Here is a 20,174-nt window from a genome sequence, read left to right on the forward strand (position 1 = left end):
GTCAGCCGCGGCAGCGCCGACGCCTGGCGCTAATAGGGCAGCGTGACGGACAAGTGGTGAATCTCAGCCTTCAGGCTGGTCGTGTCGATGGTGTCGTAGGTGATCGCGAGGCCGAGGGAGGGGTAGCTGACCCAGTAGTTGATAACACCGTTCCCGCCGTCCTTCGGGGGTCTTCCGAAGACTCGCTCCACGTCCTGCCGCCGGGAATGGAGGGAGATCCGTTCCGGAGTGGATCCCGTGAATGCCGAATGCCCGTCCTTGCCTGAGGCGTAGGCAAAGATCGTCGTCACTGACCCGCGGACCAGCCTGAAATCCAACCCGACAGTGAGGTACTCAAGATATCTCTGTGCCGGCTCATTTCCGTCGCCGCCATATTCGGACGTCCGCGTTGGTGCCCCGAATGCTGCCCGTACGGCCGACTCGTCCACGCCGATCGTGAGCGGCGAGATGCCGTAGCCCGGGATGATGAGAGATTCATGTTTCTTGAACTCGGCAACGTACTTGGAATAGTTGAGCGGGGCATCAAGGGCGGATTCGGGCGCTGTTCCGTCCTCTGCGGAGCTGGAGTACTGGTCCAGCGCCTTCAGCAGGCGCTGGAAGTCGGTCTCATCGACGAGGCTCCCGCAGTGGATGTGGCCCAACTGGTCGGGAACTTCGCAGTCATCGAGTTTGAGCGGGATGAGGTACGGCTGGCCCGCTGGGATCTGATCCATGAAGTCCAGCGCCGTGCGAATCTCCTTTTGCGCGTAGCCGGTCCGGGTCACCGAGCGGCTGGAGAGCGCTACGATTACCAGCGCCGCGCCGCGAATTGCCTTCTTGATCTCCGCTTCCCAGATCTGACCGGGAAGGAGATTCTCCTCGTCGAACCAGACCTGGTACCCGTTGCTCCGGAGCCGGTCGTACAGGTCGCGGACGCGTCCGCTGTCCTGTCTGGAATACGACAAGAAGATGAAGCTCATGGTCGGATGATAGTCACCTCGCCCGGTTACGTTGAGCCAGCTCCAGGGCGCGGGCGCAAGCCGTTGAGAGCGGTGGTGACGACGCGGTCGATGTACTCGGTGGTGAGCGGCCCGGTGCGGTGCAGCCAGCGGTTGAGCAGGGGCCCCCAGATCATTTCCACGGCTACGTCGAGGTCGAGATCCTCGGCGAGTTGCCCGGCCCGTTGCGCGGCGCGTAGCCATTCCTGCTTGGCCTGCTTCAACGGTCCGCCCAGCCGTTCGGCGTAGTCGGCGGCAAGCTCGGGGTCGTGCGCGATTTCGGTGGCCAGCGCGCGCATCGGCTGGTCGTACCTGGGATCGGTCAACTCCGCGACCGTGGCGCGCAGAACCGCCGTCAGGTCGGCTTCCAGGTCGCCGGTGTCCGGCAGCACCGGGGGCTCGCCCCCGGCGCCCTCGCTGAGAACGAGGAACGCATCGAAGATGACCGCCCCCTTGGACGGCCACCAGCGGTAGATGGTCTGTTTGCCGACGCCGGCCCGTGCGGCGGAGAAGCGCCTACCTTCTGACGAGAAGCGAGACGAACCGCATCGTCTCGCTAGGCCGAGAGGACCACCACATGCGCACCTGGTTCATCACCGGCGCCAGCCGCGGCCTGGGCCGCGCGTTCGCCATCGCGGCGCTCGAACGCGGCGACCACGTGGTCGCCGCCGCACGGACCATCACCCGGGACGACTTCGAGGAGCGATACGGTGACCGGCTGCTCACCCTGCGGCTCGACGTGACCGACCGGTCGGCGGTCTTCGCCGCCGTGGCCACCGCGGTCGAGCACTTCGGGCGGCTCGACATCGTCGTCAACAACGCCGGCACCATGTCCATGGGCATGATCGAGGAGTTCACCGAGGCCGAGGCGCGCGGCCAGTTCGAGGTCAACCTCTTCGGCGCGCTCTGGGTCAGTCAGGCCGTGCTGCCGCACCTGCGCGCCAGGCGGTCCGGCCACATCGTGCAGATCTCCAGCATCGCGGCTCTCGGCGGTTTTCCGAGCACCGGCATGTACAGCGCCAGCAAGTTCGCCCTCGAAGGCATGAGCGAGGCCCTGGCGATGGAGGCGGCGGCCTTCGACGTCAAGGTCAGCATCGTGCAACCCGGCGGCTACTGGACCGACCTGTACACCAGCATCACCGCCACCACACCGATGGAGGCGTACGGTCCGCTGCGCGCCGAATTGGAGCGGCAGTGGGCGGAAGGCTCGATCGACAGCGAGCCCCGCCTCGCCGCCGAGGCGCTACTGAAACTCGTCGAGAGCGACGACCCGCCGCTGCGGCTCCTGCTCGGCAGCATGGTCTACGACCTCGCGTTCGACATCTCGCGCCGGCGGATGGACACCTGGGCGGGCTGGGAACAGGTCAGCCGGGCCGCCGAGCACGCCGTCCCGGCGCCGGCGGTGCAGCATGACGATCAATAGCTGGACCGGCATGGTGCCGGTCGACTGGCGGCGGGTCATCGCCGAGTTGGGTACGCCGTGGCGGCACGTCACCGTCCCCACCCGGTACGTGGTCGCCTCGGGTACGTCGCTCGGCAGCCGCGGAGACGAGCAGGAGCGCATCCGCGCCAGTCTCGACGGGGTGTGCGCCCGCAACCCGAACATCCAGGTCAGTGCGAAGGTCACCAGCAACCACGGCGCGATCCTCAACAAGGACTCCACCGCCATCGCCCGGGCCGTACGCGAGGTCGCCACCCTCGACTCAAGTCGTAGTCCGCGGTCTCCCGGATGAGACTTCGGGCGCTCCCCGGTCGCCGGGTTCGCCCATAGCGTCGGTCGCATGATTGAAGTACGGGATTTGACGAAGCGCTTCGGCGCGACGACCGCGGTCGACGGCCTGTCGTTCACCGTGCGGCCCGGGCGGGTGACCGGCTTTCTCGGGCCGAACGGGGCCGGCAAGTCGACCACCATGCGGATGATGGTGGGCCTGGACCGGCCGGACGCGGGGACGGCAACCGTCGGCGGGCGGCCCTACCGGGCGCATCCGGCCCCGCTGTGCGCGGTCGGCGCACTGCTGGAGGGGCGGGCCGTGCACCGCGGCCGGACCGCCCGGCAGCACCTGCTCGGGCTGGCCCGGACGCACGGGATTCCGGCCCGGCGGGTGGCCGAGGTGCTGGCGACGGCCGGCCTCGCGGAGGCGGCCGACCGGCGGGCCGGCGGGTTCTCGCTCGGCATGAGCCAGCGGCTGGGAGTGGCGTCCGCGCTGCTCGGCGACCCCGCCGTGCTGATACTCGACGAGCCCGTCAACGGGCTCGACCCGGACGGCGTGCTGTGGATCCGGACGCTGCTCAAGGACTTGGCGGCGCAGGGACGAACGGTGCTGGTGTCCAGCCACCTGATGAGCGAGACGGCGGTGACCGCCGACCACCTGCTGATCATCGGTGCCGGACGGCTGCTGGCGGACGTCGGCATCGAGGAGCTGATCGCACGGGCCGGCACGAGCCGGTGCCTGGTTCGCTCACCGGACCCGGCCGGCCTGCGCGCCGCCGTGGTCGCTGCCGGTGCGACGGTGACCGGTTCGGAGCAGGGATCGCTGGTGGTGGCGGGACTGGACGCCGAGGAGATCGGCGCGGTCGCGGCGGCACACGGCGTGATCCTGTCCGAGCTCACCCCGCACCGGGCCTCGCTGGAGCAGGCGTACATGGAGCTCACCCGGGGCTGGATCCGGTTCCACAACGAGGTCGTCCCGTCATGAGCGCGTACCGGATCTCGTTTGCGCGCGTGACCCGCGCCGAGTGGGGAAAGCTGACCGCCCTGCGTTCCACCTGGGTGGTGCTGTCGGCCGCCGCGTTGATCACCGTGGGTCTGGCCGTGGCGATCAACTGGAACGTCTACCGGGACCCGGGTGCCGAGGTCTCGGCCGGCACGCTGACCACGCAGACCTTCCTCGGTGTGGACGTCATCTCGCTGATCCTGGGTGTCTTCGGCGTCCTCATGATCACCGGCGAGTTCGGGTCGGGCCTGATCCGGGCGACGTTCGCGGCCGTCCCCGGCCGGCTGCCGGTGCTGCCGGCGAAGGCGGTCGCGCTCGTTCTCGTGGCCTTCCCCGTGATGCTGGTGGCGTGCACGGCCGCCCTGGTCGCCGGCGAGGCGCTGCTTCCCGCCGGACAGCAGGCCGGCATCCCGGCACGCGCCCTGCTCGGTGCGGCCGCCGCGCCGGTCGCGCTCGCGCTGATCGGGCTCGGCATCGGCGCCCTGGTGCGCCACACCGCTGCGGCGATCACCGTCTACGTCCTCACGATGCTGGTGCTGCCGGCCATCCTGCGGCCCGCTCTGCCGGAGAGCATCGCCGACGACGTGCTGCGTTTCGTCCCGGTCGCGGCCGCGCAGGCCATGTACGCCGTGAACTCGGCCAATCCGTTCGGGATGCTCGCGCCCGGCCCGGCCACGCTGACCGTCGCCGCCTGGGCGGTGCTCACGCTGGGTGCCGGCAGTGTCATGCTCCGGCGCCGCGACCCGTGACCGCTGGCGGCCGGGGTACCGCGACAGGGGTGTCCTCCGGCCACAATGGCCGGATGAGCCTGCGCGAAATCCGGGCAGCTGCCCGGCGCCATCCGCGCGTGGCCGACGCCGGGATCGCCGGGATCGTGGCGCTGGGCTGCGGTCTCGTGCTCACCGGGCGCACCGGCGCCACCGTCGCACACACCGATGCCGTGGACTGGGTTTCGGTGGTCCTGCTGCCGGTTCCGCTGATCTGGCGCCGCCGGGCACCGGTCCTGGTCTTCGCGGTGGCGACCGTGCTGCTCGTCGGCTCGCAGGCGGTGGGCGCCCAGTCACCGGCCGCCTTGGCGGTCACGCTGACCGCCCTGCACGCGATCGCCCGGCACCGTCCCGCCCGGTTCGCCTGGCCGGCTGCCGCGCTCACGGTGATCCCCGGCTTCGACAACCGGATCGCGGACGGACCGGCGTGGGGCGCATTCGCGGCGGTCTCGGCGGTCACGGTGACCGTCGTCCTGATCGGCATGAACCAGCGCACACGCAGCGCGTACACCATCGCTTTGGAAGATCGCGCCCGACGGCTGGAACAGGAACGCGATCAGCGCGCCCAACTCGCGGTCGCGGAGGAGCGGGCGCGCATCGCGCGCGAGATGCACGACGTCGTCGCCCACCACCTGGCGGTCATGGTCGCTCTCTCGGACGGTGCCTCCGCGACCGCGGCGCAGGCGCCGCAGCGCGCCGCCGACGTGATGGGCCAGGTCTCGGCGACAGGACGGCAGGCTCTCGGAGAGATGCGCCGGCTGGTGGGTCTGTTGCGCAATTTTTCCAGTACGGGGACCAGCACGCGCACGCCGCAGCCCGGCCTCGACGACATCGACGCGCTCGTGGAAAGAGTGCGGGCTGCCGGGCTACGGGTGAGTCTGCGGCACGAGGGCGCAGCGGGTGCCTGGGGGCCGGGCGCCGGACTGGCCATCTACCGGATCGTGCAGGAAGCGCTCACCAACACCCTCAAACATGCCGGGCTGCAAGCGAACGCCGAGGTCACGCTCCGCTACCGGCCGGGCGCCGCCGACGTTTCAGTCCTCGACGACGGTGCCGGCCGGATCGCCCGGCAACCCGTAACCACCGGCCGGCACGGATTGACCGGCATGCTGGAACGTGCCGCCGCATACGGTGGACGACTCGAGGCCGGCCCTCGGGCCGGGCCGGGCTGGCAGGTGTACGCGAGCCTCACCTTCGACCAGACGGAACTCGTCCGGTGACCGTCTCGGTGCTGCTCGCCGACGACCAGCCGCTGCTCTCGCTCGGCCTCCGGCTGGTGCTGGAGGCCCAGCCGGACATCACCGTCGTCGGCGAGGCCGGAAACGGTGCCCAGGCGGTCACCATGACCCGGGCGCTGCGCCCCGACGTGGTGCTGATGGACGTCCGGATGCCGGTGCTCGACGGCATCGAGGCCACCCGCGAGATCGTCGGCTCCGGCAGCCCGGCCCGCATCCTGATGCTGACCACCTTCGACCTGGACGAGTACGTCTACGCCGCGCTACGCGCCGGGGCCAGCGGCTTCCTGCTCAAGGACGTGCCGCCGGCCGAGCTGATCACCGCCATCCACGCGGTCGTCGGCGGGCACGCCGTGGTCGCGCCGGCCGTCACCCGGCGCCTGCTCGACGTAGCCCTGCCCCACCTGCCCGGCAAGCCCACCGGCGACGAACGGCGCGAGCGGCTCACCGAACGCGAGCGGCAAGTGTTGACGCTCGTCGCCCGGGGCCTGTCGAACCAGGAGATCGGTGCCGAACTGCACCTGTCCGAGGCCACGGTGAAGGCACACGTCGGCCGGCTGCTCAGCAAGCTCGAGCTGCGCGACCGGGTACAGATTGTGGTGTACGCGTACGAGAACGGGCTGGCACCCCGCACAGCGTGACCGGGCCGGGATGGTGCTCACTAAGGTTGTCGCCATGGATGACAACCCGCCGGCCGGTTTCGCCGGGCTGAGTTTGCGGGCGGAGCTGCTCCGCGCCCTGACCGACCTCGGCTACGAGGAACCGACCCCGATCCAGCAGGAGGCCATTCCGCCGCTGCTGGCCGGCAACGACCTGGTGGGACAGGCGGCGACCGGCACCGGCAAGACGGCCGCGTTCGCGCTGCCGCTGCTGCAGCGGCTCGCGGCCGGCCAGCGGGACGCGGGACCGATGTCGCTGGTTCTGGTGCCGACCCGCGAACTGGCCGAGCAGGTGTCGCAGGCGGTCCACCGGTACGGCCGCGACCTGGACGTACGGGTCCTGCCGGTGTACGGCGGGCAGCCGATCGGGCGGCAGCTGCAGGCGCTGCAGCGCGGTGTGGACGTCGTCGTCGGCACGCCGGGCCGGGTGCTCGATCACATCGAACGGGGCACCCTGCGGCTCGGCGGGGTCCGCACCGTCGTCCTCGACGAGGCCGACGAGATGCTGGACATGGGATTCGCCGAGGACATCGAGGCGATCCTCGCCGAGACGCCCGAAGACCGGCAGACGGTGCTCTTCTCGGCCACGATGCCGCCCCGGATCGACAGCATCGCCCGCCGCCATCTGCGTGCCCCGATCCGGATCGCCATGGGCCGCAAGGCCGTCGCGCCCGGCGAACTCCCGCTGGTCAGGCAGAGCGCCTACATCGTCGCCCGGGCGCACCGGCCGGCCGCTCTCGGCCGGATCCTCGACGTGGAACTGCCGTCGGCGGCGATCGTCTTCTGCCGCACCCGCGAGGAGGTCGACCAGGTCACGGAGACCCTGAACGGGCGCGGGTACCGCGCGGAATCCCTGCACGGCGGGATGAGCCAGGATCAGCGGGACCGGGTCATGGGCCGGCTGCGCGGCGGGAACACCGAACTGCTGGTCGCGACCGACGTGGCCGCCCGGGGCCTCGACGTGGAGCAGCTGACGCACGTCATCAACTTCAACGTGCCGGCGGCGCCGGAGGCGTACGTGCACCGCATCGGCCGGGTGGGCCGGGCCGGGCGGGAGGGTTGTGCCATCACCCTCGCGGGACCGCGGGAACAGCGGATGCTCAAGGCCATCGAGCGGCTCACCGGGCAGCGCATCACCCTCGAGAAGCTCCCGACGGTCACCGACCTGCGGGCCAAGCGGCTGGAAGTGACCCGCACGGCCCTGCAGACCAGCCTGGAAACCGACGACCTCGAGCGGTTCCGCGTCGTGCTCGACTCACTCACCGACGAGTTCGACATCGAGAACATCGCCCTCGCCGCGGTCAAGCTGTTGCACGAGGCAGCCGGCGGCGACGTCGACGAGGACGAGATCCCGTCACCGGTGGCACCGCGCGAGGACCGCAAACCCCAGAACCGTGCCCCCCATCAGAACCGTTCACGATCGTCGAACTCCGGGGTGACCCGCCTGTTCTTCGGCATCGGCACGCGGGCCGGGCTACGCCCGCAGGACCTGGTCGGCGCGATCGCCGGCGAATCGGGCCTCAGCGCCCGCGAGATCGGCGCCATCCAGATCACCGACCGTTTCTCGCTGGTGGAGGTCCCCGAAGATGCCGCCGACATGGTCATCACGGCCATGCAGCGCAGCACCATCAGAGGCCGGCGGCCGACGGTGCGCCGCGAACGTTTCCACCGCTGACCCCACCCGGCGATCACCACCAGTAGTTGTCCTGCGGCTGGTAGGGAGCCTCCAGCGCGGCGAGCTCGCCATCCGTGAGATCGAGCTCGAGCGCGGCGACGGCGTCCCGCAGGTGATGCGTCCTGGTAGCACCCACGATCGGGCCGGAAACGACCGGCTTGGACAGCACCCAGGCCAGCGCCACCTGGGCCATCGCGGTGCCGCGAGCCTCGGCGACCCGCTGGATCGCGTTCACCACCGGCTCGTCGACGTCCCGGTCGAACGCCTTGGCCACGTTGTCCGACGACGACCGGGACGTCTGCTGGCCCCACGGCCGGGCCGCCCGGCCTTTCGCCAGCGGCGAGTAGGGAGTCAGACCGACACCCTGATCGAGACACATCGGGATCATGTCCCGCTCTTCCTCGCGCTTGAGCACGTTGTACTGATCCTGCATCGCCGAGAACGTCGCCCAGCCGTTGACGACGGCAGCGTGCTGCATTTTGGCGAACTGCCACGCCCACATCGACGACGCACCGAGATAACGCACCTTGCCAGCCCGGACCAGGTCGTCGAGGGCCTGCATGGTCTCCTCGACCGGCGTCTCCGGATCGAACCGGTGGACGTAGTAGACGTCGATGTAATCGGTGCCCAGCCGGCGCAGCGAGGCATCGACCTGCTCCAGGATCGCCTTGCGCGACAGGCCGCTACCGCCCGGCCCGTCATGCATCTTCCCGCTGACCTTGGTCGCCAGCACGATGTCCTCGCGCCGGGAGAACCGGGTGATCGCCCGCCCGACGAACTCCTCCGAGGTGCCGCCCTGGTAGACGTTCGCGGTATCCCAGAAGGTCACACCCAGCTCGACGGCCTGCCGGAAGAACGGCGCGGCGGCCTCCTCGTCCAGGGTCCACTGATGCATCCCGGCCGCCGCCCGCCCGTAGCTCATGCAGCCCAGCCCGATCCGACTCACTCGCAGCCCGGTCCGGCCCAGACGGGTGAACTCCATCGCAGTACCTCCCGATCAGCCGGCACGAACCCGGCGTGCTTCACTGTGCCTGACCGCGGGACCCACGAACACGACCGCCAGCGGCGCGGCGAGGAACACCGTGGAGTATGTGCCGACGACGATGCCGATCAGCAGTACCAGGGCGAAGTCGACGAGGGAGCTTTCGCCGAGCGCGGCCAGCGCGGCGAGGATGACGACAGCGCCCAGGCCGGTGTTGACGGTGCGCGGCACGGTCTGCAGGCTGCCGGTGTTGACCAGCCGCGCGAACGGGATGCCACGGTTGCCCTTTGCCCGTACCAGCTCCCGGATCCGGTCGAAGTTGACCACCGAGTCGTTGACCGAGTAGCCGATCACGGTCAGCAGAGCCGCCAGGAAGATGCCGTCGATCGGCCGGCCCAGCCAGGCGAACACGCCCACCACCAGCAGCACGTCGTGGAACATGGCCAGCACGGCGGCGGTGGCCCACTGCCAGCGGAACCGGATCGCCAGGTAGGCCAGCTGGGCGGTCAGCGCCACGCCGAGTGCGATCAGCGCGTTGCGACGCAGTTCCTCCCCGAGGGTCGGGCCGATCTTCTCGTCCCGCAGCCGTTGGATCTCGCCGCCGCCGGCCTGGGCCAGCGCCGACCGCACTCCGGCCTCGGTGTCGTCGCCGAAACTCCCGGCGCGGACGCTGATGTTGCCGTCGCCGGACGGGTTGACGACGGCGCGTTCCAAGCCCGCGGATTCGACCGCGTCCCGGGCGGTGTCGGCCGAGAGCGGGGCGGTGGTGGCGTATTCGACGAGCCGGCCGCCGGTGAACTCCACACCCAGGTTCAGCCCGCGCACGGCGACACCGGCCAGGGCCAGCACGACCGCCGCGACCGAAACGGCCAGCCACAGCCGCCGGCGGCCCATGATGTCCGGGTTCCGGGTCTCCAGCTTCTGCCGGACCCAGCCGATGCCGCCCAGCCCGCTCCAGTTCGGGCGGCGGGCCAGCCAGCGGGCGTTGACCAGCGGCATGGACAGTGCCCGGGTGAGCACCAGCGCGGTGAACATCGACACCAGCACGCCGACCGACAGGGTGACGCCGAAGCCGCGTACCGGGCCGGAGGCGAGGAAGAACAGCAGCCCGCCGGCGAGCAACGTGGTGACGTTGGAGTCGGCGATGGCCGACCAGGCGTTGGCGAATCCGGCTCGCATCGCGGTGCGCAGGCTGCGCCGGGGGCCGCCGGCGGCGTACTCCTCCCGGGCTCGTTCGAAGACCAGGACGTTGGCGTCCAGGGCCATGCCGATCGCGAGGACGAATCCGGCCAGGCCGGGCAGGGTTAGGGTGGCGCCGATCGCCAGCAACGCGGCGTACGAGATGAGGCCGTAACAGACCAGCGCGACGGCGGCCACCCCACCCACGAGCCGGTACACGGCGACGATGAACAGGACCGTCGCGATCATCCCGAGGACGGCGGCCGTCGCCGACGCGTCGATCGCTGCCGCACCCAGGCTCGGGCCGACCGTGCGCTGCTCGATGACCTCGACCGGGACCGGCAGCCCGCCCGCGCGGATCAGCAGGGCCAGGTCCTTCGCCTCGGCCGCGGTGAACTCGCCGGTGATCTGGGTGCGGCCGCCGGCGATGCCGGTGTTGCAGACGACGTCCTCGTTGACCTGCGGCGACGAAATCACCTCCCGGTCCAGCACGATCCCCACCCGCCGGGCCGGCTCACCGGGTGCGGCACAGGCGGCATCGGCGGTCAGCTTCCGCCACGCCTCGGCGCCGGTGCCGCGGAAGTCGAGGCTGACCTGCCAGCCGGTGAACTCGCCGCGCCCGGCGGTGGCGTTGTCGACCTGCTGCCCGGAGAGCGCGGCCGGCCCCAGCCTCAGCTTCTCGCCGCTCTCCGACGGCAGCACGAGTTCGCCGCCGGTCCCCGTCTGCGCGCTCGACTCGACGCCGAGGACCGGATGAAAAGACAGTTGGGCGGTACGGCCGATGATGCGTACCGCCTCGGCCGGTTCGGTGACTCCGGGCAGTTCGACGATGATGCGCCGCTCGCCGGAGCGGGCCAGCGTCGGCTCGGCGACACCGAATTCGTCGACTCGGCGGCGCAGCACCTCGAGCGCCTCGCCGGTGCTGACGGCGTCCGCCTTGGCGAACTCGCCGTCACGGGTTTCAAGAACGATCTGGGTTCCGCCGCGCAGGTCAAGCCCTAGCCGGGGCGGACGGGTGGCCAGCAGCCACCCCGACACCGCCAACACGACCAGGGCGAGAACCGCGCGCACGACAGTAGCGCGCGACATTTTGGATCTCCTCGACACGGATGAGCCACGGCCGCCTCAGGCGTCACCGCGGGTGGAAAGAAAGGGGCACGACTACGCCGGCAGGCGTGGCGGTGCGCGCCCCCTCACCGTGTGCAGGAGCAATGACGGCGTCGCCGCGGAACCCATCCCCGTGGCGGCCGGCCACCGGACGCACCGTCCGGTGCCGAACAGCAGACCAACGATCGCGGCCACGAACAGGAAGAACGCCGCTGGGGAGGGCTTGGCGGTCAGCCGGGTTTCCGGCACCACCGGCGTGACCGACTGCGGCACCAGTGTGGAGACCACGAGGCGGGGCAACTCGCTCGCCTGGATCGGCTCGCCGCGGCCGATGCCGAGCAGCGCGGCCCAGGAGATGCCGACCAGCAGCACGAGCGGCAGCACGACGGCCCGGCATGCCTGCCGTATCCGCTGCTCACCCCACCTGCTGGGCCTCCTGCTGGGCCTCATCCTGGGCCTCCTCGTCGAGGGCCGAGCCTATCGCACCCCCGCGACTGGGTACCGGGCCTTCGGGCCGGGGTGCGAGGATGATCCGGTCACCCATCGACGGAGGTGTCATGACTGAGGCAACGGCGCGCGACGGGCTGTCCGACTTCGATCCGCACACTCCGAACGTGGCCCGGATGTACGACTACTACCTGGGTGGTAAGGACAATTTCGCCGCCGACCGGGAGGCCGCCGAGAAGGCGCTGAGCGTCGCTCCGGAACTGCGCGCCGGCGCGGCCGAGGTGCGCAAGTTCCTCGCCCGGACGGTGCGTTACGTCGCGAACAGCGGCATCAGGCAGTTCCTCGACCTCGGGTGCGGCCTGCCCACGCGGGGCAACGTTCACGAGATCGCCCAGTCGGTGGCACCCGAGGCGCGGGTGGTGTATGTGGACAACGACGCCACGGTCATCACGCACGCCCGGGCCCTGCTGGAGACCAACCCGTTGACCAAGGTGGTCCAGGCCGACGTGCGCGAGCCGAAGGAACTGCTGTCCAGGCCGGAGGTCCGCGGGCTGCTCGACCTCACCGCCCCGGTGGCCGTCCTGGCCGTCGCCGTCCTGCACCTGCTCCCCGACGACGAGGAGGTCCTGCGCATCGTCGGCGTCCTGCGCGAGGCCATGGCTCCCGGCAGCTATTTCGTGCTGGCGCACGCCGTCGGTGACCTGCGACCAGAGGTCACCTCGAAACTGGCCACGCTCTACACCCAGAGCACGCGGATCCAAGGACCGAGCCGGCCGAACCTGCGCGGCCAGGCCGAGGTAGCCCAATACCTGGACGGACTGGAACTGGTGGCACCCGGCCTGGTGCCCTTGCCCGAGTGGCGGCCGGAGCCGGGTGCCGAGTGGCCGCACGCCACTCCGATCTGGACCGTCGGCGGCGTCGGCCGAAAGATTTAGGCCGCCCGCTTCAGGCGATCTTGCGGTGGTAGACGGCCATCGCGCCCGCGTAGGCCGCTACCAGGACGCCGGCGCACCAAGCGAGTGCGATCCAGATGTCACTGCCGACCGGCTGCTGCTCGAACAGTGCCCGGACCGCGTTGGCGATTGCGGTGACCGGCTGGTTCTCGGCGAAGGCTCGCACCGGCCCGGGCATCGTCTCGGTGGGGACGAACGCCGAGCTGATGAAGGGCAGGAAGATGAGCGGATAGGCGAAGGCGGACGCCCCGTCCGGGGTCGACGCGGTCAGGCCCGGGATCACGGCGAGCCAGGTCAGGGCCAGGGTGAACAGCGCGAGGATGCCCGCAACGGCCAGCCAGGCCAGCACACCGGCCGAGGAGCGGAAGCCGATCACCAGCCCGACCAGAATGATGACCGCCACCGAGATGCCGTTGGACACCAGCGAGGTCAGCACGTGCCCCCACAGCACCGACGACCGGGTGATCGGCATCGAGTGGAACCGTTCGAAAATGCCGCTCTTCATGTCGGTGAAAAGCCGGAATGCCGTGTACGAGACGCCGCTGGCGATCGCGATCAGCAGGATGCCCGGCATCAGGTAGTCGGTGTAGTTGCCGCCGCCGGCCTGGATGGCGCCCCCGAACACGTACCGGAACAGCAGAAGCATCGCGATCGGCGTGATCGTGACGGTGATGATGGTGTCCAGGCTGCGGGTCACGTGCTTCATCGAGCGCCCGAGCATGACCGTGATGTCGTTCATCGCCGGCCCACAATCGCGAGGAAGATCTCTTCCAGGGTCGGTTGTCGTTCGACGTACTCCACCTCGGCCGGTGGAAGCAGTTCCCTGAGCTCGGCGAGGGTCCCGGAGACGATGATCGTGCCCTCGTGCAGGATCGCGATCCGGTCGGCCAGTTTCTCCGCCTCGTCCAGGTACTGCGTGGTGAGCAGAATCGTGGTGCCACCGTGCGCCAGTTTCTGGATCACCTGCCACACCTCGAGACGGCCCTCCGGGTCGAGCCCCGTGGTCGGCTCGTCGAGGAAGATGACCGGCGGATCACCGATCAGGCTCATCGCGATGTCGAGCCGGCGGCGCATGCCACCGGAGTAGGTCGCGACCCGGCGGTCGCCCGCGTCGGCCAGCCCGAACCGGCCGAGCAGCTCGTCCGCGACCTCGCGCGGGTTGCCGACCCGGCGGAGCCGGCCGACCAGGACCAGATTCTCCCGTCCGGTCAGGATCTCGTCAACGGCCGCGAACTGCCCGGTCAGGCTGATCGATTCGCGCACCCGCCGCGGCTCGGTACCGACGTCGAACCCGTGCACGCTTGCCGTGCCGCCGTCCGGCTTGAGCAGGGTGGACAGGATGCGCACGACGGTGGTCTTGCCGGCGCCGTTGGACCCGAGCAGCGCGAAGATGCTCCCTCGCACCACCTCGAAATCGACGCCCTTGAGGACGGACAGATTCTGGTACGACTTCCGCAATCCGTGGACCCGGATCGCCGGGCTCGCTGTTTCCATGTGCCGCCTCCTGTGCGGTGGGCATGGCTCATCGCCGGACGGCCGACGTCGGCTCGTCCGTGCTGTGTCAGGCCTGGGTCAGATGTCGAGGTCCTCGATCGCCGGTTCGTGGACGGCATCGAGGACCAGCTCGTAGAGCTCGGTCGGAATGATGTCGCGCAGCGCGTCGAGGTCGTCGGCGATGCGCAGGCTGGAGTCGGCGGGGATGCGCGTCCAGGACTGGTTGGCGCTCCAGTCGCCGACCCAGGCGCGCCAGCCGGTGCGGTACTTCTCGGCGTTCGGTCCGGTGTTCACGTGCGCCTCGGACCGCTCGAGGTGGACTACGTACTTTTCGGTGCGGGTGCGGTAGACCCGGTAGGTCTCGTCGCGCTCGTTGCCGCTCTGCTCCATCTCGGCCAGCAGCATGCCGGAGAACCGCTGCTTGCGGCCGAGTCCCGGCCCGACGCGGACAACGACGTCGGCGTACCCCTGTTGCCGGCCCTCCTCGACCTCGACGTAACGGCGCAAGGCGGAGGCGATGGCCGCCGACAGGGTGCCGCCGGCGAGTTCCTGGGCGCGCTGGAACAGCGGGAGGTCGTCGTCGGACACGTAGATGGTCTTGTTGGGCATGACCCGACTATACGCACACCTATACGTACACGCAACGCTGGAGCTATTGCTCGATGGACTCCTGGTAGACGTCCGCGTACGTGCGTGAGTCCTTGATCAAGTCGTCGCAGAAGGCGGCGACGTCGGTGCCGGTGACTGCCAGGACCCCCTTGCCGGAGGCGGCACCCTCCTCGAAGAAGTCGACGATCCCGGGGAGCAGATCGCTGTCCAGCAGGTCGATCGGCCCGACCTTGAACAGGTACCGCTGAATCTCTTTGTAGACGATCTGATAGTCGGGCGGGAGCGCCTTGACCCGGGCGACGTGCGCCCGCCACTGCTTCTTGCCCTCGATGATGTCCTGAATGCCCACGTCAGTCTCCTAGCCGAGCCAGTTTTCGGGCGACGTTCCGGTTCAACTGCTCCCGCCATCGGTCGCGGTAATTGCGGGCGCCCGCTCCGCCGGCCAGCGCGGCCGAGAAGCCGGCAATGTCGTCGCCGAGCACCTCGTGAATGCCCTGCCCGTCGGCCGCGGCTTCCTCGAGCAATCCGAGTGCCGCATCGGCGATCGGTGTCAGATTGCGGCCGCTGAAGTTCCCGTACGGGAAAAGGTTGCCCTTGATCTGTTCCCATGCGACCTGATAGTCGGCCGGCAATGCTCCGGCCCGGGTGTCGAACGCCTTCCATTCCCGGGTGAGATCGCTGCCCGTGATGGTTTCCCAGAAACTCATGCCCCGCCCTCCCTGAGTTTGTCGATCCGCGATGAGACGTACTGCCATTTCGTCCAGAACGTCGCGAGTTCCTGGCGCCCGGCGTCGTTGAGTGCGTAGAACTTGCGCGGCGGGCCCACTTCGGACGGTCGTTTCGTGACCTGGACCAGGCCGTTCCGCTCCAGCCGCAGCAGGATGGTGTAAACCGTCCCGTCGATGACGTCGGCGAAGCCGAGTTCGTTCAGCCGGCGAGTGATGGCGTACCCGTAGGTCTCCTCGCGGCCGATGATTTCGAGCACGCAACCTTCGAGCGTGCCCTTCAGCATCTCGGTCAGATCTTCCACCGCGGCTCACCTCCCTCCAGTACCTCGTACCACCAGGTACTGCTATACGGTAACACCGGGTACCGCTATACGGTAGTACCGAGTACCGCCGGTTTTGACGAATTTCTACCGCCGGATGCCGGTGCCGGCGGCTCCGCGGGAGAGATCGGAGCGCCGTTGGCTCGTACCCTGATCCGGGTGAACGACCAGGCGCCATATCACCGAATCCCTCGAGCTCGACGGCGCTCTCGACCTGGTCGCCCACCGCCGGCAGACCGGCGACGCCGCCGAGTACCGGTTCAAGGAACGCGAGCAGCGCGGCGACAACCCGGTGCCCGGCGCCCACGACATCCTGTTCCTGGAGATCGACGTGGTCGATCCCTCCGAGTTCAGCGACACCTTGGTCGTACGGGGCATCGATGTCGACGGCTACCGCGTCCTGCGCACCGGGGCACCGGCGCCGCCCCCGTCACCCGCGAGATCATCCGCAAGCACGAGCCCGACCAGAACCGCCGCCCCGGCATCCACGTCGGTTCCTGACCCGCCAGGCCGGACTCAGCGCCCCGGTCCCCCGCCAGGCCGCATGTTCAGCCGGCTCCGCGCCTCCTCCGAGCTGGGGTGACGGAGCCGAGCGAGCAGCATGAACGCCCGCCTCCAGGCACGCATCGCGCCGGCCTTGTCGCCGGCGGCCAGGCGCGCGTCGCCCAACCGGATCAGGGTGTCGCCCTCGTGGAACACATCTCCGGTACGGCGCAGCAGCGCCACCGATCGGACGTAATGGTCCACGGCCCGCACTCGGTCACCGAGCTGCTGATAGATGAATCCGAGGCTGTCGTGGGCGTGGCCGGCCCCGTTGTCGTCGCCGGCGGCGCGCAACAGCGCCACCGCGCCGTGGCAGCAGCGCAGCGCGATTTCCGGCCTGCCGAGATGGGCGTACTGCCAGCCGAGATTGTTCAGGCCGATGCCCTTGCCGGCGACGTCGCCGGCTCGGGCGTAGAGGCGGATCGCGGTGCGGGCGTGGGCGACCGCCTGGTGCCGGGCGCCGGCACGGCCCATGCACCAGGCGAGACAGCGAAAGATGTGCGCCCGCTCAGCCTGGTCCCCGGTGTCGCGGCACCGGTCCAGCGCCTGGGCCAGTTGGTCCTGCGCCCGGTCGTAGTGGCCTAGCCAGACCTCGGCCCGGGCTCGGGACCGGTGCAGCCGGGCCGCACGGATCGGATCGGCAAGGCGGGCCGCGGCCACCGCGGCCAGATCCGTCACGGCGACCCAGTCGTGCCAGTGGCCACGCCGGTCGAACAACTCCGTCAAGGCATGGGCGAGGTCGCACACACTGGCGTCCCGCCCGTCCGCCGCGGCCTGCCGGATCGTCGCGAGCAAGGTGGCCCGCTCGGTGTCGTACCACCGCACCGCCTGCTCGGCCGATCGGAACTCGCCGTGACCGGCGGTTACCCGGCCGGTGCCCGCCCGGTTCGGGGCCACCAGCCGGGCCGCCCGTTGCGCGGCGACGACGTAGTGGCCGGTGATCCGGTCGAGGGCAACGTCCCGATCCGCAGCTGTGTCGACCGCGGTGACGAGCTCCCGCGCATAACTCCGGAGCAGGTCATGCAGCGAGTAGCGGCCCGGGTGCACCTCGTCGACGAGGTGCACCCGGGCCAGTGCCGTCAGGGCCGCCGCGGCCCGCGGCGGCGGCAGGCCGGCGAGGCTCGCGGCGGCCGGCGCGGTGATCTCCGGGTTCGGGACGATCCCGAGCAGGCGGAACACCCTCGCGTGGTCGGACTCGAGACCGTGGTACGACCAGGACAGCGCGTTGCGGACGCTGGTGGCCTCGTCGCCGCTGTCGTACGGGTCCAGGCCCCGGCGGTCGTCATGCAACTCGGCCGCGACGCTCGCCAGGCTGAACCCGGGGTTGGCGGCGGCCCTGGCGGCCGCGACGGCCAGCGGCAGGGGCAACCGAGCGCATCGCTGCACGATGTCGCGGCCGGCGGCCGGCTCACGTCCCAGCCGTTGGGCACCGAGGTGGTGCGACAGCAGCGCCATGGCCGCGTCCTCGGCGAGCGGGCCGACAACCACCGAGTGGGCGCCCTGGGCGACCAGCCCGGTCATCTTGTCCCGGCTGGTCACCACCACGAAACTGCCGGCGCCGCCGGGCAGCAGCGGACGCACCTGGTCGGTACCGCGCGCGTTGTCGAGAATGATCAGCAGCCGACGGCCGGCGGTCAGGCTCCGGTACAGCGCGGTGCGCGCGGACCGTGTGCTCGGGATGGCTTCGGACCCGGCGCCGAGCGCGAGCAGGAAGTCGTGGATCGCGTCCGCCGGGTCGACCGGTGTGCCAGCGGGGTCAAAACCCTGCAGGTCCACGTACAGCTGCCCGTCCGGGAAGCGTTCGCTCGCCTGCCGTCCCCACGCCACGGCGAGCGTCGTCTTGCCCACCCCGGCCTGACCGGTGAGCACGCAGACGACGGGCCCGGCGCCGCCCTCCAGCCCGTTCAGCCGCCGCAACTCCGCGTCCCGGCCGACCAGCAGGGCGGTGCCACCCGGAAGCTGGGCGACGGGCCAGCCCACCACGGCGGACTTCTGCCGCAACACACTGAGGTAGGCGTCATGCACGGCCTGCCCCGGCGAGATGCCGAGTTCGTCGGCCAGCCGTTCGCGGAGACCGGCGTACAGCCCCAGCGCGGACGCCTGCTCACCCGTGCCGGCCACGGCGAGCATGAGCCGGGCGTGCAGGCCCTCGTGGAACGACTCCCGCTCGGCCAGGGGCCGCAGCCGGGACGCCACTTCCGCGAAGTTTCCGATCGCCAGGCCGGCATCGGCGTAGGCACACGCCGCCGCCACGCGCCGAGCCGCGGCAGCGACCGCCACCGGGTGCCGGGCGAGTCCCGGGCCGGCATCAGCGAGCAGCGGGCCACGCCAGCAGTCCAAGGCCTGGGTGAGCAGGATCGCGGCCCGGCGGTGGTCCGCATCGCCGGCCGCGTCCAGGCCGCGGTCGAAAAGGTCGTTGAAGACGGCGAGGTCCACCTGGTCGGGCTCCACGTCCAGCCGGTATCCGCTGACGGTACGGAGCAGCGGGGCCCCCGGCCCGATCTCCGCCCGCAGGCGCGCGACGTAGGTGTTGACGAGCGTGTGACTGCTGGGCGGCGGCGCCCCGTCCCACAGGCCGTCCACGATCTCGTCCCGGCCGACCGGGTGCGGGGCCCGGATCACCAGCAGCCCGATCAGGTCACGAAGGCGCCTCGACCGCAGGTCGACGGGGTGCGGCCCGCGGCGTACGAGAACAGGCCCGAGCACCTCGATATGCAGCCTGGAGGAAGCCGCGGACGCGCCGCCCGGCAGGGCACCGACCAACCGGCGCACGGATTCGTGCAGAGGACTGCGGACCCGGCCCAGCTCGATGTTGCGTACGGTCCGGACGCTCACCCCGGCCGCACGCGCGAGCGACTCCTGATCCCAGCCGGCGGCCTGTCGGCGCGCCCTGATCATCCGGCCCACACTCGGCTCCGTCGACGACTCTGTCACAGCCGTAATTCGAAGCCCCGCGATGCCTGGACGTCGGATGTTGCGTACCGCACAGGACGCTGCCGCCGCGATACCGGCAACGGGTTGCCGTCCGGCCCCGGCGACCTGCGCGTATGCCGTGCATCCGGCGTACACGGCCGCTCACGCCCCGCTCCCTAACGTCGGTTGGCAGCAGATCTCTATCGGAAGGAACCGATGTGAAACCCACAGCGACCCCGTCCCGGCGGCGGATCGGCGCTTTCGCGGTGTTCGCCGCCCTCGCCATGGCCGCGACCGCCTTGACGCCGAGCGCCGCACTCGCCGACCCCCAGGGCCCGTTCCCTCGGCCGCCCATCGTCTCGAGGCCCTGCTCCGAGCTCGGGCCGATCGAGTTCATCACCGGGCCCAGCGGGAACTACCTCAAGGCCGGCATCCGCTACCTCGTCATCTCGGTGAATCCGGTCTTCGAGCCGTCGACCGGCCGGTTCATCCAGAACACCAGCGACCAGACCATCACCGGAACTTTCACCGCCAGCGAGTCGCGGACGGTCACCATGACGACCACCCTCAACTTCTCGGTGACTTCCATGCTCACGCAGCGCACCACCATCACCATGTCCACCGGCTTCCAGGTCGTCCAGAGCCGCACCAGCATGATCGGCGTCACCGCGGTGTCGGCGATCGCACCACGCACCACCCTGCTGGGCGAGTACGGGATCCACAGCCTGGACGTCGTCTTCGACGCCCAGACAGTGGCGATGCGCCGGGACGGAATCACCTGCGAATACGTGGACAGCAACCGCACCCGGGGAACCGCGCACGTGCCGACCATCAACGAGGGCTGGCGGTTCACCGTCCAGTGACGGCGGTGC

General features: G+C 70.2%; 20 protein-coding genes and 1 pseudogene. 9 read left to right on the top strand and 12 right to left on the bottom strand.

Annotation, left to right across the window (positions count from 1 at the left end):
* Positions 1–29: 29 nt before the first annotated feature.
* Positions 30–959 (bottom strand): toll/interleukin-1 receptor domain-containing protein, encoded by a 930-nt coding sequence (locus Ari01nite_RS44325; RefSeq protein WP_203790166.1) that lies wholly within the window; start codon positions 957–959, stop codon positions 30–32.
* Between the two features lie 26 nt (positions 960–985).
* Positions 986–1,483 (bottom strand): annotated as a pseudogene (locus tag Ari01nite_RS44330) (TetR-like C-terminal domain-containing protein); the annotation flags it as partial.
* 71 nt (positions 1,484–1,554) lie between these two features.
* Here Ari01nite_RS44330 and Ari01nite_RS44335 point away from each other — a divergent pair.
* From Ari01nite_RS44335 to Ari01nite_RS44365, 7 genes are read left to right on the top strand one after another with little or no spacing between them, the layout of a single operon-like run.
* A complete protein-coding gene (locus Ari01nite_RS44335; protein WP_203790168.1) occupies positions 1,555–2,400 on the top strand; it encodes an SDR family oxidoreductase in 846 nt (281 codons plus the stop codon).
* Positions 2,387–2,710, top strand: a complete 324-nt coding sequence (locus Ari01nite_RS44340; protein ID WP_239163547.1) for a hypothetical protein — start codon at positions 2,387–2,389, stop codon at positions 2,708–2,710. Before Ari01nite_RS44335 ends, Ari01nite_RS44340 begins: the two co-directional genes overlap by 14 nt.
* A 48-nt stretch (positions 2,711–2,758) precedes the next feature.
* Positions 2,759–3,673, top strand: a complete 915-nt coding sequence (locus tag Ari01nite_RS44345) for an ABC transporter ATP-binding protein (protein ID WP_203790170.1) — start codon at positions 2,759–2,761, stop codon at positions 3,671–3,673.
* Positions 3,670–4,440 (top strand): ABC transporter permease subunit, encoded by a 771-nt coding sequence (locus Ari01nite_RS44350; RefSeq protein WP_203790172.1) that lies wholly within the window; start codon positions 3,670–3,672, stop codon positions 4,438–4,440. The genes Ari01nite_RS44345 and Ari01nite_RS44350 overlap by 4 nt, the downstream gene beginning before the upstream one ends.
* Before the next feature lie 53 nt (positions 4,441–4,493).
* Positions 4,494–5,678: a sensor histidine kinase gene (locus Ari01nite_RS44355; protein ID WP_203790173.1), complete on the top strand. Its 1,185-nt coding sequence runs from the start codon at positions 4,494–4,496 to the stop codon at positions 5,676–5,678.
* A complete protein-coding gene (locus tag Ari01nite_RS44360; RefSeq protein ID WP_203790174.1) occupies positions 5,675–6,334 on the top strand; it encodes a response regulator in 660 nt (219 codons plus the stop codon). The genes Ari01nite_RS44355 and Ari01nite_RS44360 overlap by 4 nt, the downstream gene beginning before the upstream one ends.
* A 34-nt stretch (positions 6,335–6,368) precedes the next feature.
* Positions 6,369–8,027, top strand: coding sequence for a DEAD/DEAH box helicase (locus Ari01nite_RS44365; protein WP_203790175.1), 1,659 nt, complete (start codon positions 6,369–6,371; stop codon positions 8,025–8,027).
* A gap of 13 nt (positions 8,028–8,040) precedes the next feature.
* Here Ari01nite_RS44365 and Ari01nite_RS44370 read toward each other — a convergent pair whose 3' ends face one another.
* From Ari01nite_RS44370 to Ari01nite_RS44380, 3 genes are all read right to left on the bottom strand, one after another.
* Positions 8,041–9,009, bottom strand: a complete 969-nt coding sequence (locus tag Ari01nite_RS44370; protein WP_203790176.1) for an aldo/keto reductase — start codon at positions 9,007–9,009, stop codon at positions 8,041–8,043.
* A 15-nt stretch (positions 9,010–9,024) separates the two neighbouring features.
* Positions 9,025–11,277 (bottom strand): protein translocase subunit SecD, encoded by a 2,253-nt coding sequence (gene secD / locus Ari01nite_RS44375; RefSeq protein ID WP_203790177.1) that lies wholly within the window; start codon positions 11,275–11,277, stop codon positions 9,025–9,027.
* Positions 11,278–11,349: 72 nt separating this feature from the next.
* Positions 11,350–11,745, bottom strand: a complete 396-nt coding sequence (locus Ari01nite_RS44380; protein ID WP_203790178.1) for a hypothetical protein — start codon at positions 11,743–11,745, stop codon at positions 11,350–11,352.
* A 107-nt stretch (positions 11,746–11,852) separates the two neighbouring features.
* Here Ari01nite_RS44380 and Ari01nite_RS44385 point away from each other — a divergent pair, with 107 nt between their 5' ends.
* Positions 11,853–12,677 (top strand): SAM-dependent methyltransferase, encoded by an 825-nt coding sequence (locus Ari01nite_RS44385; protein WP_203790179.1) that lies wholly within the window; start codon positions 11,853–11,855, stop codon positions 12,675–12,677.
* Between the two features lie 10 nt (positions 12,678–12,687).
* Here the strand turns inward: Ari01nite_RS44385 and Ari01nite_RS44390 are convergent, their stop codons facing one another.
* From Ari01nite_RS44390 to Ari01nite_RS44420, 7 genes are all read right to left on the bottom strand, one after another.
* Positions 12,688–13,434, bottom strand: a complete 747-nt coding sequence (locus tag Ari01nite_RS44390; protein ID WP_203790181.1) for an ABC transporter permease — start codon at positions 13,432–13,434, stop codon at positions 12,688–12,690.
* Positions 13,431–14,189, bottom strand: coding sequence for an ABC transporter ATP-binding protein (locus Ari01nite_RS44395; RefSeq protein WP_203790184.1), 759 nt, complete (start codon positions 14,187–14,189; stop codon positions 13,431–13,433). The genes Ari01nite_RS44390 and Ari01nite_RS44395 overlap by 4 nt, the downstream gene beginning before the upstream one ends.
* A gap of 78 nt (positions 14,190–14,267) precedes the next feature.
* Positions 14,268–14,798, bottom strand: a complete 531-nt coding sequence (locus Ari01nite_RS44400; protein ID WP_203790186.1) for an EXLDI protein — start codon at positions 14,796–14,798, stop codon at positions 14,268–14,270.
* Positions 14,799–14,841: 43 nt separating this feature from the next.
* A complete protein-coding gene (locus Ari01nite_RS44405) occupies positions 14,842–15,147 on the bottom strand; it encodes a DUF1048 domain-containing protein (protein ID WP_203790188.1) in 306 nt (101 codons plus the stop codon).
* Between the two features lies 1 nt (position 15,148).
* Entirely contained in the window at positions 15,149–15,505 is a 357-nt protein-coding gene (locus Ari01nite_RS44410; protein WP_203790190.1) for a DUF1048 domain-containing protein, read from the bottom strand.
* The gene (locus Ari01nite_RS44415) at positions 15,502–15,828 is read right to left on the bottom strand and encodes a PadR family transcriptional regulator (RefSeq protein WP_203790192.1); all 327 of its coding nucleotides are present in this window, start codon (positions 15,826–15,828) and stop codon (positions 15,502–15,504) included. The genes Ari01nite_RS44410 and Ari01nite_RS44415 overlap by 4 nt, the downstream gene beginning before the upstream one ends.
* Before the next feature lie 534 nt (positions 15,829–16,362).
* Positions 16,363–19,287 carry a BTAD domain-containing putative transcriptional regulator gene (locus Ari01nite_RS44420; protein ID WP_203790194.1) on the bottom strand — a complete coding sequence of 975 codons (2,925 nt, stop codon included), beginning with the start codon at positions 19,285–19,287 and terminating at the stop codon, positions 16,363–16,365.
* Between the two features lie 233 nt (positions 19,288–19,520).
* Between Ari01nite_RS44420 and Ari01nite_RS44425 the strand changes: the two genes are divergently transcribed.
* The gene (locus Ari01nite_RS44425; RefSeq protein WP_203790196.1) at positions 19,521–20,165 is read left to right on the top strand and encodes a hypothetical protein; all 645 of its coding nucleotides are present in this window, start codon (positions 19,521–19,523) and stop codon (positions 20,163–20,165) included.
* Positions 20,166–20,174 lie beyond the last annotated feature (9 nt).

Source organism: Paractinoplanes rishiriensis, assembly GCF_016862375.1.
In the GTDB taxonomy this organism is placed as follows: Bacteria; Actinomycetota; Actinomycetes; order Mycobacteriales; family Micromonosporaceae; genus Actinoplanes; species Actinoplanes rishiriensis.